General features: G+C 70.8%; 18 protein-coding genes. 11 read left to right on the plus strand and 7 right to left on the minus strand.

The genetic code is table 11. The annotated features are described in order from the left end of the window. Positions 1 to 208: 208 nt before the first annotated feature. On the plus strand, positions 209 to 814 hold the full coding sequence (locus tag AB0G32_RS28145; RefSeq protein WP_361169105.1) for a hypothetical protein: 606 nt from the start codon (positions 209 to 211) through the stop codon (positions 812 to 814). Beyond that, positions 814 to 1536: a hypothetical protein gene (locus AB0G32_RS28150; RefSeq protein WP_361169108.1), complete on the plus strand. Its 723-nt coding sequence runs from the start codon at positions 814 to 816 to the stop codon at positions 1534 to 1536. Before AB0G32_RS28145 ends, AB0G32_RS28150 begins: the two co-directional genes overlap by 1 nt. Here the strand turns inward: AB0G32_RS28150 and AB0G32_RS28155 are convergent. Beyond that, positions 1523 to 2080: a DUF5134 domain-containing protein gene (locus AB0G32_RS28155; RefSeq protein ID WP_361169110.1), complete on the minus strand. Its 558-nt coding sequence runs from the start codon at positions 2078 to 2080 to the stop codon at positions 1523 to 1525. The genes AB0G32_RS28150 and AB0G32_RS28155 overlap by 14 nt on opposite strands. Before the next feature lie 128 nt (positions 2081 to 2208). Between AB0G32_RS28155 and AB0G32_RS28160 the strand changes: the two genes are divergently transcribed. Together AB0G32_RS28160 and AB0G32_RS28165 are read left to right on the plus strand one after the other, a co-directional pair. After that, positions 2209 to 3939: an FAD-binding protein gene (locus tag AB0G32_RS28160; RefSeq protein WP_361169113.1), complete on the plus strand. Its 1731-nt coding sequence runs from the start codon at positions 2209 to 2211 to the stop codon at positions 3937 to 3939. A gap of 109 nt (positions 3940 to 4048) precedes the next feature. After that, complete coding sequence (locus AB0G32_RS28165; RefSeq protein WP_361169115.1) at positions 4049 to 4798, plus strand: SDR family oxidoreductase; 750 nt, start codon at positions 4049 to 4051, stop codon at positions 4796 to 4798. A gap of 214 nt (positions 4799 to 5012) precedes the next feature. On the opposite strand, the gene AB0G32_RS28170 is transcribed toward AB0G32_RS28165, so the two are convergent. Beyond that, positions 5013 to 5279: a WhiB family transcriptional regulator gene (locus AB0G32_RS28170; protein ID WP_361169117.1), complete on the minus strand. Its 267-nt coding sequence runs from the start codon at positions 5277 to 5279 to the stop codon at positions 5013 to 5015. 204 nt (positions 5280 to 5483) lie between these two features. On the opposite strand from AB0G32_RS28170, the gene AB0G32_RS28175 reads away from it, so the two are divergent. Continuing rightward, positions 5484 to 6692: a globin domain-containing protein gene (locus AB0G32_RS28175; protein WP_361169120.1), complete on the plus strand. Its 1209-nt coding sequence runs from the start codon at positions 5484 to 5486 to the stop codon at positions 6690 to 6692. Positions 6693 to 6887: 195 nt separating this feature from the next. Here the strand turns inward: AB0G32_RS28175 and AB0G32_RS28180 are convergent, their stop codons facing one another. Next, positions 6888 to 7655, minus strand: a complete 768-nt coding sequence (locus AB0G32_RS28180; RefSeq protein ID WP_361169123.1) for an SDR family oxidoreductase — start codon at positions 7653 to 7655, stop codon at positions 6888 to 6890. A 164-nt stretch (positions 7656 to 7819) separates the two neighbouring features. Between AB0G32_RS28180 and AB0G32_RS28185 the strand changes: the two genes are divergently transcribed. From AB0G32_RS28185 to AB0G32_RS28195, 3 genes are all read left to right on the plus strand, one after another. Then, positions 7820 to 8632: an NAD(P)H-binding protein gene (locus tag AB0G32_RS28185; RefSeq protein WP_361169126.1), complete on the plus strand. Its 813-nt coding sequence runs from the start codon at positions 7820 to 7822 to the stop codon at positions 8630 to 8632. Between the two features lie 34 nt (positions 8633 to 8666). After that, positions 8667 to 9563, plus strand: coding sequence for an RNA polymerase sigma-70 factor (locus AB0G32_RS28190; RefSeq protein ID WP_361169128.1), 897 nt, complete (start codon positions 8667 to 8669; stop codon positions 9561 to 9563). 128 nt (positions 9564 to 9691) lie between these two features. Further along, complete coding sequence (locus tag AB0G32_RS28195) at positions 9692 to 10192, plus strand: Ohr family peroxiredoxin (protein ID WP_361169130.1); 501 nt, start codon at positions 9692 to 9694, stop codon at positions 10190 to 10192. A gap of 16 nt (positions 10193 to 10208) precedes the next feature. Here AB0G32_RS28195 and fdxA read toward each other — a convergent pair whose 3' ends face one another. The 4 genes from fdxA to AB0G32_RS28215 form a co-directional block, all read right to left on the minus strand. Then, positions 10209 to 10586, minus strand: coding sequence for a ferredoxin (fdxA, locus tag AB0G32_RS28200; protein ID WP_361169133.1), 378 nt, complete (start codon positions 10584 to 10586; stop codon positions 10209 to 10211). 55 nt (positions 10587 to 10641) lie between these two features. Continuing rightward, the gene (locus AB0G32_RS28205) at positions 10642 to 11532 is read right to left on the minus strand and encodes an RNA polymerase subunit sigma (RefSeq protein ID WP_361169136.1); all 891 of its coding nucleotides are present in this window, start codon (positions 11530 to 11532) and stop codon (positions 10642 to 10644) included. Between the two features lie 167 nt (positions 11533 to 11699). Further along, on the minus strand, positions 11700 to 13049 hold the full coding sequence (locus tag AB0G32_RS28210) for an FAD-dependent oxidoreductase (protein WP_361169139.1): 1350 nt from the start codon (positions 13047 to 13049) through the stop codon (positions 11700 to 11702). Between the two features lie 90 nt (positions 13050 to 13139). Then, positions 13140 to 13781, minus strand: a complete 642-nt coding sequence (locus AB0G32_RS28215) for a helix-turn-helix domain-containing protein (protein WP_361169142.1) — start codon at positions 13779 to 13781, stop codon at positions 13140 to 13142. Between the two features lie 100 nt (positions 13782 to 13881). On the opposite strand from AB0G32_RS28215, the gene AB0G32_RS28220 reads away from it, so the two are divergent. From AB0G32_RS28220 to AB0G32_RS28230, 3 genes are all read left to right on the plus strand, one after another. Then, positions 13882 to 14619: an SDR family NAD(P)-dependent oxidoreductase gene (locus AB0G32_RS28220; protein ID WP_361169144.1), complete on the plus strand. Its 738-nt coding sequence runs from the start codon at positions 13882 to 13884 to the stop codon at positions 14617 to 14619. Positions 14620 to 14694: 75 nt separating this feature from the next. Then, entirely contained in the window at positions 14695 to 15165 is a 471-nt protein-coding gene (locus AB0G32_RS28225) for a carboxymuconolactone decarboxylase family protein (protein ID WP_361169147.1), read from the plus strand. Positions 15166 to 15350: 185 nt separating this feature from the next. Then, on the plus strand, positions 15351 to 16091 hold the full coding sequence (locus tag AB0G32_RS28230) for an NAD(P)H-binding protein (protein WP_361169251.1): 741 nt from the start codon (positions 15351 to 15353) through the stop codon (positions 16089 to 16091). Positions 16092 to 16132 lie beyond the last annotated feature (41 nt).

The following is a 16132-nucleotide window of genomic DNA, read 5'->3' on the forward strand; positions in this document are numbered from 1 at the left end:
CGGCGGCGTGGGCACAGGCGCGTTCGGCTCCAGAGGGGTGGTCGGCGACGAGGTCCACGGGAGCAACCCGCACCTGCGAGCCGCGCGGGCAGGACCACGCAACCACGACGGGAGCGCAGCCTGGAAAGCAGTCAGTGTCCCCGATGACGTGACAACGAAGCATGCACGAGCCTCCAGGTTCGCTCTTGCCCCGGGACTGGGCGTCGACATGGACCCCCGCTGGGTGCGGAGGCTGGCCGCCGCAGGCCGGGTCGACGAGGTCGAGTCCTACACCGACCACCTGGTCGAACAGTGCCGGCGGATCCTGCTGACCCAGGACATCGGAGTACTCGCCGTCACCACCCCGCTGCTGGAACGCCTCGCCCGCGAGGACGACCTCCTGGCCCGGATCAACGGCTCGGTCCGGGCCATCCTCTGGGGTGGCACCCACATGGACCCCGACACCCGGCACCTGCTGGCCACCGAGGTCTTCCCCGAGGTGCCGCTCATCGGCATGTACGGCAACACCATGATGCTCACCGCGCTGCTCGAACGGGCCGGTGGCGACGCCTCGGAGCCCTGCGTGTTCGACCCGGTGTCACCGTACGTGTTTCTGTCGGTGGTCGACCCCGGTACCGGAGAACGGGTCGGCGTCGGTGAACGGGGCCAGGTGATCGTCAGCCACGTCAGCAAGTCGATGCTCATCCCCCACAACGCCGAGCGCGACACGGCCGTGCGCGTCCGTCCGGCCGGCGGTCAGGCCGGCGACGCCGTCGCGGACGTGGCGCCGGTGCCGGCGGTGCGGGGCGAGACGGTGATCGAGGGCGTGTACTGATGCCGGCCGCCGAGATCACCGGGCCGGTCCAGTTGGACGCGCTGGGCCCACGGGGGCCCTACCGGACCCGGGTACCCGAGACGGTGACGGATGTGTCGGGCGCCGGGGTGGCACGGCTGAGCCTGGTGCCGCCGGTGTACGCCGACCGCGCGCTGTCCGCGCTGCGCGCGGCCGGGCCCGTGTCGCCGGCCGACCTGGACGCACTGCTGGGGGCGGCCGGCGAGGAGTTCGCCACCGGCACCGTCGGAGGACTGGGCGTACTCGAGTACGAGCACCTGTGCCCGCTGGCCCGGGCCCGGCCCCTGGCCGCCCACCTGAAGTCGGTGGCGGCGGGGACGCGTGCGTGGCTCGGCGCGGACGGTGTCGTCGACGACCTCGGTGACGGAAGTGCCGTACTGCGTCCAGCCGTCCACCAGGTCGGCCACCCGGGGGCGGCGCAATTGCGGGTCGAACTCCCTTTCCCCAACGTGTGGGTGGCTCCCTGGAGCCGTGCGGACGGTACCGCCGTGCTGCGGGACACACTCGTGCTCTCGGCGCTCACCCGCGACCGCGCCCTGGTCGACGCGCTGCTGGCGGAGCCCGGCATCGCCAACGTGTACGTCGGTGACACCCCGACCCACTGGATGGCGCCCGGCGTGCCCCACGACGGTTACCTGTCGGACTTCCTGATGCGCGGCAAGGCCCTCGCCGGTCCCCGGTGGCCTCCGCTCAGTGCGGCATGAGCAGCATCACGGCCGTGCCCAGCGCCATCGCCCCGTCGCGCGAGTGACCGCAGGGGTCCGTCGCGGCGGCGCGGTGCGCGGTGACCGTGGCGGACCTCAGCGCCGGCATGGGGCGGGTCAGCGAACGTACGGCGCAGAACAAGAGGTACGCCGTCAGCAGCACGGTGACGGCAGTGGCGGGCGCCGGAACCGTCCGGCCGTGGGGTGTGCGCAGCATCCAGGCCATCGCCGCCATGCCGGCCGCGGACGGCAGCCGGACGGCGATCGCCGCCACGGGGCCCGGCGTACCGCGGTGGAGGGCGGAGAGCGGGAACCACAGGGCGCTGCCCGCGCAGAGGACCACCGCGGTCCGGCCGGACAGCGCGTGACCGAGGCTCCAGGGCATCGCCGTCATGGCCGCGGCCATGACACCGTGCAGGAGGTGGTCCACTCGGTCCCGGCGTCCCGCCGTCCGGGACCGCACGCCCCGCCACAGCGCGTGCACCGCCGCGACGGCGAAGAGCACGGTCAGCAGAATGTGCACGAGGTCCACGGGAGTGCTCATGGCAGTCATGACCAGGTCCGCTGACGATCCGTGACACCGCACGGCCCCGGAGCGAGTGCCACCGTGTCACATACTCGTAGCCGCCCCTGTCACTAGTCAGTGACCCACCCAGAGCGACGGGAGCAATCGTGGCCACAACCGAACAGCGACTCGCCACCACCGTGCTGGTGATCGGCACCGGCGGGGCCGGTCTGCGCGCGTCGATCGAGCTGGCCGAGGCCGGTGTCGACGTCATCGCCGTCGGCAAGCGGCCCAAGGAGGACACCCACACCTCCCTGGCCGCCGGCGGGATCAACGCGGCCCTGGCCACGATGGACCCCGAGGACAGCTGGCAGCAGCACGCGGCGGACACACTCAAGGAGAGTTACCTGCTCGGCGACCCCCGTACGGCCGAGATCGTCACTCAGGGCGCCGCCCTGGGCATCGACGACCTGGAGCGCTACGGCATGGCCTTCGCGCGCGAGGGAGACGGCCGGATCTCCCAGCGCTTCTTCGGCGCCCACACGTTCCGCCGTACCGCCTTCGCCGGTGACTACACCGGCCTGGAGATCCAGCGCACCCTCATCCGACGCGCGAGCCAGTTGGACATCCCGGTACTCGACAGCCTCTACATCACCCGGCTCCTGGTGCACGACGGTGCCGTCTTCGGCGCCTACGGCTTCGACCTGGGCAACGGCACCCGCTACCTCGTCCACGCGGACGCCGTCATCCTCGCGGCCGGCGGGCACACCCGCATCTGGCGGCGCACCTCCTCCCGGCGGGACGAGAACACCGGCGACTCCTTCCGGCTGGCGGTCGAGGCCGGGGCCCGGCTGCGCGACCCGGAACTGGTCCAGTTCCACCCCTCCGGCATCATCGAGCCGGAGAACGCCGCGGGCACCCTGGTCAGCGAGGCGGCCCGCGGCGAGGGCGGCATCCTGCGCAACGCCCTCGGCGAGCGGTACATGAACCGCTACGACCCCGAGCGGATGGAACTGTCCACCCGCGACCGCGTGGCACTCGCCTCCTACACCGAGATCAAGGAGGGCCGCGGCACTGCCAACGGCGGCGTCTGGCTCGACGTCTCCCACCTCCCTCGCCGGACGATCATGGAGCGGCTGCCTCGGGTCTACCAGACGCTCCTGGAACTGCAGATGCTGGACATCACCCGCGACCCCATCGAGGTCGCCCCCACGGCGCACTACTCGATGGGCGGCGTCTGGGTCCGTCCCGAGGACCACAGCACCGACGTACGGGGCCTGTACGCCATCGGCGAGGCCGCCAGCGGCCTGCACGGTGCCAACCGGCTCGGCGGCAACAGCCTCATCGAACTCCTCGTCTACGGCCGTATCACCGGCCAGGCCGCCGCCGCCTACTCGGACGGGCTCACCGCCCAGCCCCGCAGCGCGTCCGCCGTGGCCGAGGCCCGCGCCGAGGTCGGCGACCTGCTCGCCGCCGACGGACCCGAGAACGTCCGGGCCCTGCAGCGCGCCATCCGCGACACCATGACCGAACACGCCGGTGTCGTCCGTGACGAACAGGGCCTGCGCACCGGTCTGGCGGAGCTGGACGTCATCGAGAAGCGCATGGAGAACGTCGGCGTCCACCCCGATATCGCCGGGTTCCAGGATCTCGCCCACGCCTTCGACCTCAAGTCGGCCGCCCTGGCGGCCCGCGCCACCCTGGAAGCGGCCCTGGAACGGCGGGAAACCCGCGGCTGTCACAACCGCAGCGACTTCCCCGAGATGGACTCCGCCCTCCGCGTCAATCTCGTCTGGTCCCCGACCACCGGCGTCACCCACGAGGGGATTCCCCCCGTCCCGCAGGAGATCGCCTCCCTCATGGCGGAGGTCTCCACCGAGGGAAAGCTCGTCGAATAGCGGGCGATTTCGGCGGACACGGTGGCCGTGTCACAGAAGACGCGCCCACTTGGTCTCTACTCATGCAGACAACATCACGACATCAGCGCATATACGAAAGGTTCTCATCATGAAGGTCGTAGTGATCGGCGGCACCGGACTCATCGGCTCCAAGCTGGTCGCCAAGCTCAACGAGCATGGTCACGAGGCGGTGCCGGCCTCCCCCAACACCGGCGTCAACACGCTCACGGGCGAGGGACTGGCCGAGGTGCTCGCCGGTGCCTCGGTCGTGGTCGACGTCTCCAACTCGCCCTCCTTCGCGGACGACGCGGTCATGGAGTTCTTCCGCACGTCGACCACCAACCTCCTCAAGGCGGAGGCCGAAGCCGGTGTCACGCACCACGTGGCCCTCTCCGTGGTCGGCACGGAGCGGCTCCAGGAGAGCGGCTACTTCCGCGCCAAGCAGGCGCAGGAGGGCCTGATCAAGGACTCGGGCATCCCGTACTCCATCGTCCACGCCACGCAGTTCTTCGAATTCATGAAGGGCATCGCCGAGTCGGCGACCGATGGTGACACCGTCCGCCTGGCCCCGGTGAAGATCCAGCCCGTCCACTCCGACGACGTGGCCGCCGCCGTCGGCCGTACCGCCGTGGGCACTCCCGTCAACGGGGTGGTGGAGGTCGCCGGTCCCGACGTGTTCCAGCTCGACGAGCTGATCCGCAAGGGCCTGGCCGCCAAGAACGACCCGCGCACGGTCGTGACCGACGCGCACGCCCCGTACTTCGGTACGGAGCTGCGGGAGGACACGCTGCTGCCCGGTGCGGACGCGCGCATCGCGGGGACCCGGTTCAGCGACTGGCTCGCGCAGCAGCAGCACTGAGCCGCTGGGGGCGGACTCCGGGAGGGAGTTCCGTCGCCCGCGCGTGGGGCCTGTCGCCCGCACTGCGGCACGGCAGGCCCCCTTTTTCGCATCCCGGCGGTGCGGGCCGGCCTGGCACCGGCCGCCTGACCACATGGCGGGACGGGCGGGGAAGGACCGGCTCCGGTCCTTCCCCGCCCGTCCCGCCATGCGTCCCCACCTCGCGCGGCCCGGGTCAGGCAGCTGTCTCCGCCGCCGGCTGCCGCCGTGCCGCGCGCCGCCGTGCGGCACGGCGCTCTCTCTCCGTCGTGCCGCCCCAGATGCCTTCGACCGGGCCCGCGACAACGGCCCATGCCAAACACTGCTCCGTCACGGGACAACGACGGCAGACGGACTTCGCCTCGTCCGTCTGTATCACTGCCTGACCACTGCTGATGCTGCCTATCGGGAAGAAGAGATCAGGGTCTTCGCGTAGGCACAGGCCCCGGTCACGCCAATCCATGGAACACCTCCTGCAAGGGGCGGTTCGACACTGTTTCCCACTCACTGGAGGAGACCGAACGGTCGGCTCGGGTGTGACACCGTGTACGTCTGACCCGGTGTCACAACAATCGCCGCTGTCCGGTCAACCGTTCGGACACGCGCACGGCAGGTGGGTCCGCACCGCATCGAAATAAGCATCTATGGCACCAGTTTGGAGTTCAGCATGCTCTCCAGTCAGTCGGCGCAGGTCGTCCGCGCCACGCTCCCCGTGGTAGGAGCCTCCCTCGGCACCATCACCGAGCTGTTCTACCGCCACATGTTCGAAGAACGTCCTGAGCTGCTGCGAGGCCTGTTCAACCGGGCGAACCAGGCCAGCGGCGCCCAACGCGAGGCTCTCGCCGGGGCGGTCGCCGCCTTCGCGACCGCTCTGGTGGAGCATCCCGACGAGCGCCCCGACGCGGTACTGGGCCGCATCGCGAACAAGCACGCCTCGCTGGGCATCACCGCGGACCAGTACACCCTGGTCGCCCGTCACCTCCTCGGGGCCGTCGCGGAGGTCCTCGGTGACGCGGTGACCCCGGCGGTGGCAGCCGCCTGGGACGAGGTCTACTGGCTCATGGCCAACGCCCTCATCGCCATGGAGGCCCGCCTGTACACCGAGGCACGGGTCGAGGACGGCTCCGTCTGGCGGACCATGGAGATCATCGAACGCCACGAAGAGACCCCGGACGCCGTCTCCTTCGTCCTGGGCCACCCCGACGGATCGCCCACCGCAACGTTCGTCCCCGGCCAGTACGTCAGCGTTCAGGCCCAGCTCCCCGACGGGGCGTACCAGATACGGCAGTACAGCCTCTCCGCGGCCCCCGGCCGCAAGACCTGGCGCATCACCGTCAAACGGGAGCGCTCCGCCGACGGCCGGGTGCCCGAGGGAGAGGTCTCCTCGTGGCTGCACGCGAACGCCCGTCCCGGCGACCCCCTCAAGGTCTCCCTGCCCTTCGGCGACCTGCTGCTCCCCGAGGGCGACAGCCCGCTCCTGCTCGCCTCGGCGGGCATTGGTGTCACACCGATGCTGGCCATGCTGGAGCATCTGGCCACCGTGTCACCGGACCGTCCGGTCACCGTCGTGCACGCCGACCGCTCGCCCGTTCACCACGCTCACCGGCTCGAACTCTCCGAGCTCGTCGCACAGCTCCCCAACGCCTCGCTGCACGTGTGGTACGAGGACACCGACCACCCGGATGCCGCCGGTGACCACGTCAACGAGGGCTGGGCCGACCTCACCCGCCTGTCCCCGACCCCCGGCACCACGGCGTTCCTGTGCGGTCCGCTGTCCTTCATGAAGGCCGTCCGCACCGATCTGCTGGCCCACGGACTGAGCCCCAGGGACATCCACTACGAGGTGTTCGGCCCGGACCTGTGGCTGAGCAAGTAGCCGCTGCCGGCTCTTCGCCCGTGAGGCCGGCCTGGGCAACGCCACTCTCTTGCGCCGCTTCGCCGACCGGGAGGCGCTCGCCCGAAGCCCCGCCGCGCACGGCGCCGTACCACGCATGATCCGTCTCATCCGGCCCAGACCTGCGTGATCGGGGGCGCCGGCGACGGACGGGGCGTCGGCGGCGGGGCGGGGGCGTCAGATGAGTTCCAGTCCGCCGTCGACAGTGACCACCTGACCGGTCGCGTGGCGTCCGGCGGGTTCGGCCAGGCGCAGGATCCAGTGCGCCATTTCGTCGGCGGAGGCGATGTGGTGCGTGGGGATGCGCTCGCGCTCGTACGCGTACATGTCGTTGGCCGCCTCCGCGGTGAGACCGGCGTGCAGCATGACGTCCGTGCGCGTGGGGCCGGGGGCGACGGAGTTCACGCGGACGCCTTCGCCGGCGAGTTCCAGGGCCCAGCTCCGCGTCATCTGTTCGATGGCCGCCTTGGTCGCCGAGTAGTGGGCGCCGCCGGCCATCGGGCGATGGCCGTAGGTGCTGGACAGATTGATGATCGTGCCCGAGGTCGCGCGCAGGTGCGGCAGGGCCGCGTGGGCGAGCAGGCTCGGAGCGACGACATTGAGTGCCAGAAGGTCGAGGATGACCTGCTTCTCGGTCTCCGCCAGCGGCATGACCGCGGTGGCACCCGCGTTGTTGATCAGGTGGTCGAGGCGTCCCCATCTCCGTACGGTGTGCGAGACGATCTCGGCGGGTGCCCCGTCGGCGCAGACGTCGACGGCCAGGACGGCGATGTTGTCGTGGGCCTCGGCGGTCTCCTTCAGCGGTTCCTCGCGGCGGCCGACTCCGAGTACCCGCGCGCCGGCCTCGGCGAAGGCCACGGCGGTGGCCCGGCCGATGCCCGAGCCGGCGCCGGTGACGATGGCGACGTGACCGGAGAATCCCCGGTCGGTGGTGGTGGCAGTCACGTGACATCCTTCGTTCGACGATCGTGGTGCGGTTCGTGTGATGACGTCCCTTCTGACCGAGCGGGTGAGCCGCCTGTGACAGCCCGGTGTCACAGGACCGGGGCGTCGTCTGTCCTACGTGCGGTACCGCCTCCCGGTACCGGTCCACAACGGAGGAGACGCCCATGAGAGTCGTCGTAGCCGGAGCCACCGGCCTGATCGGTTCGAGGACTGTCATCGGACTGCGCGGCCACGGTGTGGAGGTCGTGCCGGTGTCACGGGGTACGGGTGTGGACGTCGCCACGGGACAGGGCCTCTCCCGCGCTCTGCGCGGAGCCGACGTGATCGTGGACGTGATGGACGCGCCGGCTCGTGCGGAGGCGGTGAGCACGGAGTTCTTCGGCGCCACGACCACCAACCTCTTGCGGTCCGCGGCGACCGCCGGGGCCGAGCACTACGTGGTCCTCTCCCTCGTGGGGGCCGACCGGGTGCGGACGGGGTACTTCCGGGCGAAAGCGGTGCAGGAGGATCTCGCCAGAAGATCGCCGCTGCCTCACACCATCGTGCGGGCCACTCCGTTCTTCGAGACCGTGGAAGCACTCTCTCGTCCAGGCACGCCCCGAAACGATGTGCCCGTCGCGCCCGTGGCGCTGCGCCCCGTGTGCGCGGTCGACGTGGCCGCCCTGGTCGCGCGCGCCGCCGTGAGCACGCCCCGGTTCGGTCATCTGGAGATCGCCGGTCCCGAGGAGTACCGGCTCGACGAGCTGACCGCCGAACTGATCGCCTCCCGTGGTGAGTTGCGAGAGGTGGTAACGCACCCCAGGACCCCCTTCCTCGGCACGGTGCTCAGCAGCCGGGCGCTGTTGTCCGACCCGGCGGCGCACGTGGGCCGTGGCACACTGGCGCAGTGGCTCGCGGAACACGGCGAGCCGTCCGTCCGGTGGCATCGTGCGTGCCACGGTGCGTCCGCCGAAGACGAGTCGGTGTGCCACTTGTAGCATGGCCGGTGACCCGTTCAGAAGGGACCGTTCCATGCACACCGGTGCCCCTCGCGACACCCTCGCTCAAGCGACGAAGGACTTCATCTCCGCGCGGCCACAGCTCTTCGGCATCGCCTACCGCATCCTGGGCAGCACCACTGAGGCCGAGGACGTGGTGCAGGAGACCTGGGTGCGGTGGCAGAACACCGACCGGACCGCCGTACACGAACCGGCCGCCTTCCTCACCACGGTGACCACCCGACTGGCGATCAATCTGGCCCAGTCGGCGAGGGTGCGCCGGGAGAGCTATGTCGGTCCGTGGCTCCCGGAACCGGTTGACACCAGGCAGGATCCGCAACTGGGCGCGGAGCGGGCCGAGGCGCTCGAACTGGCGGTGCTGCTGCTCCTTGAGAAGCTGAACCCCGTGGAGCGCGCCGCCTATGTGCTGCGGCAGGCCTTCGACTATCCCTACGGGCGGATCGCCGAGATGCTGGAGATCACCGAGGCCAACGCCCGTCAGCTGGTGAGCCGGGCGCGCAAGCACCTGGCCGCCGAGCGCCGGGAACGGGTCAGTCCGGCTGCCCACCGGCGCCTGCTGGAGGTGTTTCTCTCCGCGGCGCGGACGGGCGACCTGTCGGTGCTGGAAGACGTACTGACCGCGGATGTCGTCAGTTACTCGGACGGGGGCGGAACGCGCGGCGCGTCCAGGATCCCGGTCGTCGGACGGGACCGTGTGTCCCGGTACCTCGCGGCCTTCGCACCGCGCTTCTGGCCGCCGGCGGACACGCGTTGGGTCGAGGCGAACGGCCGCCCGGCGGTACTCGTGTCGTCCGGCGGGGAGACGGTGGCCCTGCTGTCCGTCGATGTGTCCGCCGAGGGCATCGACCGGATCCTGTGGGTGATGAACCCGGACAAGCTGTCCACCTATGTCGCGTCACTCGACAACTGACCCACTGCCGGATGTTCCCCGGAGCCCGCGACGGGTAGGCGTCACAGTCAAGGTGACTCGCCGGTCATCCTTCAGTCCGGACCCTGTGTCCGCAGGCGTAAGCATCTTCACAACATCGGAGTCGTGCCGTGACCGAGCGGATCCAGTTGCCCACCCTGTCCACTGAGAAGGACTTCGACGGGGACTCCTTCTCGCCCATCTACACCACGACGGTGACCGTCACCGGTGGTGCGGCCGCGCACGGGCGGGCCTCTGGACGGGCGCGATCGGCCGACGGCGTCCTGGACCTCGATCTGCGCATGCCCGCCGAGCTGGGCGGTGACGGCCGGGGCAGCAACCCCGAGCAGCTGTTCGCCGCCGGTTTCGCCGCGTGCTTCCACGGGGCGCTGAGCCTGGTGGCGCGGCAGGAGGCCCTCTCCCCTGACCTCATCTCGGTCGCGGCCACCGTGGGCTTCGGACGGGACCCGGGGGACGGGGGATATCTGCTGCGTGTCGATCTGGTGGTGACGTGGCCCGGTGTCGACGCGGAGGTCGCCACTCCCCTGATGGAGAAGGCCGACTCCCTGTGCCCCTACGCGCGGATGGCGTGGCGGGGCACACCGACGACCATCACGCTCGCCGCCTCCTGAGGTCACGACCGCGAGGTCACGACGGGAACCACAGGTCGGCGTCGGCGGCCGTTTCCTTGCCGACGGCGAAGACGGAGATCTCCTTCTTGGGCAGGCGCTGCGGAGGCAGGGAGGCGACCAGGGGGTGATCGCCGACGGGTGCGCGCGGTCGCGAGGCGGCCGGCTGGAAGTACTCGGCGTTGACGGACGCGAAGTGCGCCCATTCCCGCGGGAGTTCATCCTTGGGGAAGATGGCCTCGACGGGGCAGACGGGCTCGCAGGCGTGGCAGTCGACGCACTCCGTCGGGTTGATGTACAGGGTGCGGGCGCCCTCGTAGATGCAGTCCACCGGGCATTCGGCCACACACGCCCGGTCCTTGATGTCGACACAGGGCTGGGCGATGACGTACGTCATCCTCTCCTCCTCGCCGTCACACGGTCCTCGCCGTCGTGGCGAGTCCGACTCATCCTTATGACCGCGTGGACGGCGAGAGTGTGACGCGCTTCGGGTCACGCGCGGTCCGGTTCCAGGCGCGCAGCTTGTCGGGGTTGAGCATCACCCAGACCTGGACGACCCGGGACCCGGCGATGTCGAGCGTGATGACGGCGACGACCTGGTCGTCGTAGCGGGCGACGAGGCCGGTGCGTCCGTTGACGGAATGGGTGTCCAAAGTGGTGCGGGGGTGACGGGCGAGCAGCGTCAGCAGGCTGCGGGCGACCTCGGGGCCGCCGTTGACCGGCCGGGTCAGCGTGCGGATCCTGCCTCCGCCGTCGTAGAAGACGGTCGCGTCGGGGGCCAGCAGGGACGCCAGCCGGCCGGCGTCCTCGTCGGCGCACGCCTGTCGTACCGAGCCGACGATCTCGTCCTGCCGGTGCGGTGGGGTGGGTTCCGCCCGGCGGGCCCGCAGACTCCGGCGGGCCCGGTCCAGCAGTTCGGCGCGCTCGGGTTCGGGCTGCCCGACGATGCCCGCGCCCGTGCGCGGCGCCGTCCCGGACCCGTCGTTCGGCACGAACGCCGCTCCCTCGGCCGACGACAGCGGGTCGAGGGCTCCGGCCAGGACCGCCCCGGCCTCTCCCGCCGACTCCCGACCGCCACGTACGCCGTCGCCTGGCGGTCCGTCCCCACCGGGCACCGTGAGCCGCCCCAGGCAGATCCCTCCGACGGTCCGCGTCAGCCAGGCCCGGGGTGCCGCCACCCGGGCCCGCTCCGGATCGGAGAGCCCGTACCACCGCCGGTACGCGTCGTTGATCGCTCCCTCGGCGGCGACACGGCTGCCGAGCATCCAGTGCGCGACCTCCAGCAGATGCCGCCGCTCGTCGAACAGCTCAGTGATCGGCGCGGCGTCACCGACGTGGTCCATACCGAGTCCTCCTTTGAACGGCGCCCCAGCACCCCCCGCCACCACGACGCGCGTGCCCAGCGGAACGGTACTCGTAGTACCGGCCGGACCGGGCCGGAAAGGACGTTGTGACACCTTTTCGTTGTCACACGCCCGCCGTCGCGCCGCCGCGGTCGGTCAGGGCCGGCTCACCGGGCGACCGCGTCCTCGGACCGTTCGCCGTGGCGCGGTACGCCTTTGGAGACGAAGGCGTCCCGTGGACGCTGGACCGACGCGAGCGAGACGATGTCGCGTCCGAAGAGGGCGGCGCTGACCCACACCGCGAACACCCGGGCCTTGCGTTCCCAGGTGGGTATGGCCAGCACGTGGTAGCCGCGGTGCATCAGCCAGGCCGGGAGTCCCTTGATGACCAGGCGCCGGTACTGGAAGATGCCGTGGCCCAGTCCCAGGGTGGCCACCACGCCCAGGCTGTGGTGCGCGTAGTCCTTGGCGGGGCGGCCGCGCAGGTCCGCCAGAATGTTTCTGGCCAGCAGCTTCCCCTGCCGTACCGCGTGCTGGGCGTTGGGGACCGTGTGGGCGCCCGGCTGTCCGGACGCCAGGTCCGGTACGGCGGCGTCGTCGCCCGCGGCCCACACGTCGGCCACTGCCTCTTCGTCGGTGCCGACCCGGAGGTCGGCGCGGACGACGAGCAGTCCTCGTTCGTCGACCGGAAGGTCGGTGTGGTTGCGCACGATCGGGTTGGCTGCGTTGCCCGCCGCCCACACGAGCAGGTCCGACTCGTACTCCGCACCGTCGGACAGCACGACATGACCGCCCGCCGCGGAGACCAGCTGGGTGTTCAGGTGGACCCGCGCACCCCGCTTCTCCAAGGAGCGCACCACCCACTCGCCGGGCCGGTCGCCGACCTCCGGGAGAATGCGCCCGCGTGCTTCGATCAGGTGGAACGACAACTCGTTGGCGCGGATCTCCGGGTAGCTCCTGAGCAGCGCGGCCGCCAGGGCCAGCAGTTCCCCGAAGCCCTCCACGCCGGAGAAGCCGCCGCCGACGAAGGTGACCGTCAGCAGCTTGCGGCGTTCGGGGCCGGGAGGCAGCAGCGCGGCACGGTCGAACGAGGTCAGCAGCCGGTCCCGTACCGCCACGGCCTCCTCCACGTGCTTGAGGCCGTATGCCAGTTCACCCACTCCCGGGATGGGAAAGGCGCGGGTGACCGCGCCCGCCGTCACCACCAGGACGTCGTAGGAGAGGTCGAAGTCCGGTCCGCTCTCCGGCCGTACCGTCACCTTGCGGTCGCCGGCGCTGATCTCCGTGACAGCGCCCGCGATCAGCCGGGTCCCGCGCAGGTGCCTGCGCAGGGACACCGCCGCGTGCCGGGCCTCGACCGACCCGGCCAGCACCTCGGGCAGGAACGGCTGGTACGTCATGTACGGACGGGGGTCGACCACGGTGACGCGTGCCTCACCCCGGCGCAGCTTCTTCCGAAGGCCCCACGCGGTGTAGAAACCCGCGTAACCACCACCGACGATCAGGATCTCGCGCACAGTGTCCTCTGTTCCTCTCGGCTTCTGACACGAAGACCGGGAGGAACAGTTCGCTGTGACACGATTCGGCCGCGTCGGCGGGGGGCCGGATCAGCTCGGTGGGGAGGGGGCGGACAGACGCAGTCCGGCGGGCGGCGGGTACGGCAGGGTGCGGGCACCGGAATCGCACAGCCCGTCGAAGGCCAGTGCCAGGTAGCGCCGCCAGATGTGCGGGTCCGTGTCCAGCAGGGGGGCGGCCGTCTGGTGGATGCCGCCGAGCAGCAGCATGATGTCCGTCCCGGTGATGTCCGCACGGACGGCGCGCTGTTCCTTCGCTCGGCTGGTGAGGTCCTCCACAACGTCGCCGAGGCGGCCGATCGCGTCCCGCACCTCGGCGTGCTGGAGCGAGGGGCGTCCGATCACCTCACAGAACGCCTGGTCGGTGGCGAGCGCCTCGACCCCCGTGGTCATGAACTCCCGCAGGGCCGCTCCCGCGTCGTCGGCCTCCAGCAGGCGTGCCGCCAGCTCGGTTAGCCGGTCGAGCAGTTGCAGCATGATCGCCGCGAGGAGGTCGTCCTTCGACGCGAAGTGCCGGAAGACGGTGCCCTTGGCCAGGCCGGCCCGCTGGGCGATCTCGCTCATCGACACGTCGACCCCGCACTCCGCGAAGGCCTCGGCCGCCGCCGTGAGCAGCAGCCGCCGGTTGCGGACCATGTCCGCCCTGGGACCGGGTGCGGGCTTCGTGTCGTCCATGCCCCGATCCTAACACCGAAGGTGACCCGTGGGTCATTTTCAGTGTTAGGGTCAGCAACATGACCGCTCGGTCATGTTGAGAACACCTTCTGGAGGAGACATGAGCATGCCCCTCGACACCAAGGTCGCCCTGGTCACGGGCGCTTCCTCGGGCATAGGCCGGGCGACGGCACTCGCCCTGTCCAAGGCGGGCGCCCGGGTGGCCGTCGGCGGGCGCCGGACCGACCGGCTGGCGTCCCTGGCCGCACAAGCCCCCGGCGAGGTCCTCGTCCTGGAGATGGACGTCAACGACCCCCGCTCCGTTCAGGACGCCGTCACGGCGACCGTCGCGCGCTTCGGCGCACTCGACATCGTGGTGAACAACGCGGGCGTCATGCTCAGCGGGGCCATCCTGGGCGCGGACACCACGGAGTGGACGCGGATGGTGGAGACCAACCTGCTGGGGTCGATGTACACGGTGCACTCGGCGTTGCCCCACCTCCTCGCCGCCAAGGGAGCGGTGGTGCAGATCTCCTCCACCTCGGGGCGCGTCTCCTCGGCGGCGAGCGGCGCCTACGCGGCCACCAAGTTCGGCATCACCGCCTTCTCCGAGGCGCTGCGCCAGGAGGTCACCGAGCAGGGCGTACGGGTCGTCGTCATCGAGCCCGGGTTCGTCTCGACCGAGCTGACCAGCCACATCACGGATCCGGTCATGCAGGTCGCGGCGAAGAACATGGCGGAGTCCATGCGGACCCTCGACCCCGAAGACATCGCCGCGGCCGTCCTCTACGCGGTCACCCAGCCCGACCACGTCGCCATCAACGAGATCCTCGTCCGTCCCACCGACCAGACCCGCTGACGGCTCCGTGTCACAGACCGGCGGGGTGTCCGGTCAGTGGGGCGTAACGAGTTCCCCTGGTGGAGAGGTTTTCTGATGGACGCGCGTATCGACTACTTCGGCAACGCCCTCGCGGGCAAGGTCATGAAGTACCTGAACTCGGCCGGCGCGGCGGTGCACGAGGCCATTCCGGTCACCACGCAGGAACTGGTGAAAATCCGGGCCAGCCAGATCAACGGCTGTGGCTTCTGCACCGACATGCACACCAAGGACGCCCTCGCCGCGGGGGAGGACCAGCAGCGCCTGAACCTGGTGGCCACCTGGCACGAGGCCACGGTCTTCACCGACGCCGAGCGCGCGGCGCTGGCCCTGACCGAGCAGGGCACGCGCCTCGCGGACGGCGCGGGCGGGGTCTCGGACGAGGTCTGGGCGGACGCCGCGCAGCACTACGACGAGGACCAGCTCGCCGCGCTGATCTCGCTGATCGCGGTCATCAACGCGTACAACCGCATCAACGTCATCAACCGGCAGCCCGCCGGGGGCTACCAGCCCGGCATGTTCGGCTGACAGGTCCGCCATCGATGTCGTACCCGTATCCGGAGCTGTGACGGACACCGGGAACGACGAGACGCACTTCGGCGGGCCGCCTTCTCCGACAAGCACGACTCCTGCTTCGTGGCATGGCCGCCCGCCCCTTCGCCATCGTCGGCAACACCCAGCGGGGTCCCGGCCCCCGGACGAAAGAGATCAACATGAGAGTCGTCGTCGCAGGTGCCACGGGACGGATCGGTTCCAGGACCGTGGCCGGGCTCCGGGACCACGGGGCGGAGGTGGTTCCCGTGTCCCGCGCGGACGGTGTCGACCTCGGCACCGGGCAGGGCATCGACGAAGCGTTGCGCGGTGCCGCGGTGGTCGTGGATGTCACCGACGCGCCCTCCCGGGAGGCGGAGGTGAGCCGGAAGTTCTTCGCCGCCGCGACTGGCAACCTGCTCGAGGCCGCCGCGGCAGCGGGGGTGGAACACTATGTGGCGCTGTCGGTCGTGGGCGCCGACCGGGTGGGGTCCGGGTACTTCCGGGCCAAGGCGGACCAGGAGGGCCTGGCGACCCGGTCGGTCGTCCCGTACTCCCTGGTACGCGCCACCCCGTTCTTCGAGTCCGTGGCCACCGCCGTCGAGGACGGCACCCGGCCGAGCGGGGTGTTCGTCGCGCCCCTGGCGGTGCGGCCGGTGTCGCTGGACGATGTCGCCGCCGCCGTCGCTCATGTCGCCGTCGGTGTACCGCTGTTCGGTGTGCTGGAGGCGGCCGGGCCCGAGGAGCGCCGGCTCGACGACTTCGTCACCGAACTGCTGGCCGCCGACGGCCGGACCGACCCGGTCGTCGCCGACCCCGGGGTCCCGTTCTTCGGCGCACCCGTTCAGGAACAGTCGCTGTTTCCCGGGCCGGACGCTCGTCTGGGACACCACACGTTCGCCCAGTGGCTCAAGCAGCGCTGACCCCGTCCGGGCGGCGGTCCACGGCCGCGCCCCTCCTCCCG

This window comes from Streptomyces sp. NPDC023723 (assembly GCF_040639815.1).
Lineage (GTDB): Bacteria > Actinomycetota > Actinomycetes > Streptomycetales > Streptomycetaceae > Streptomyces.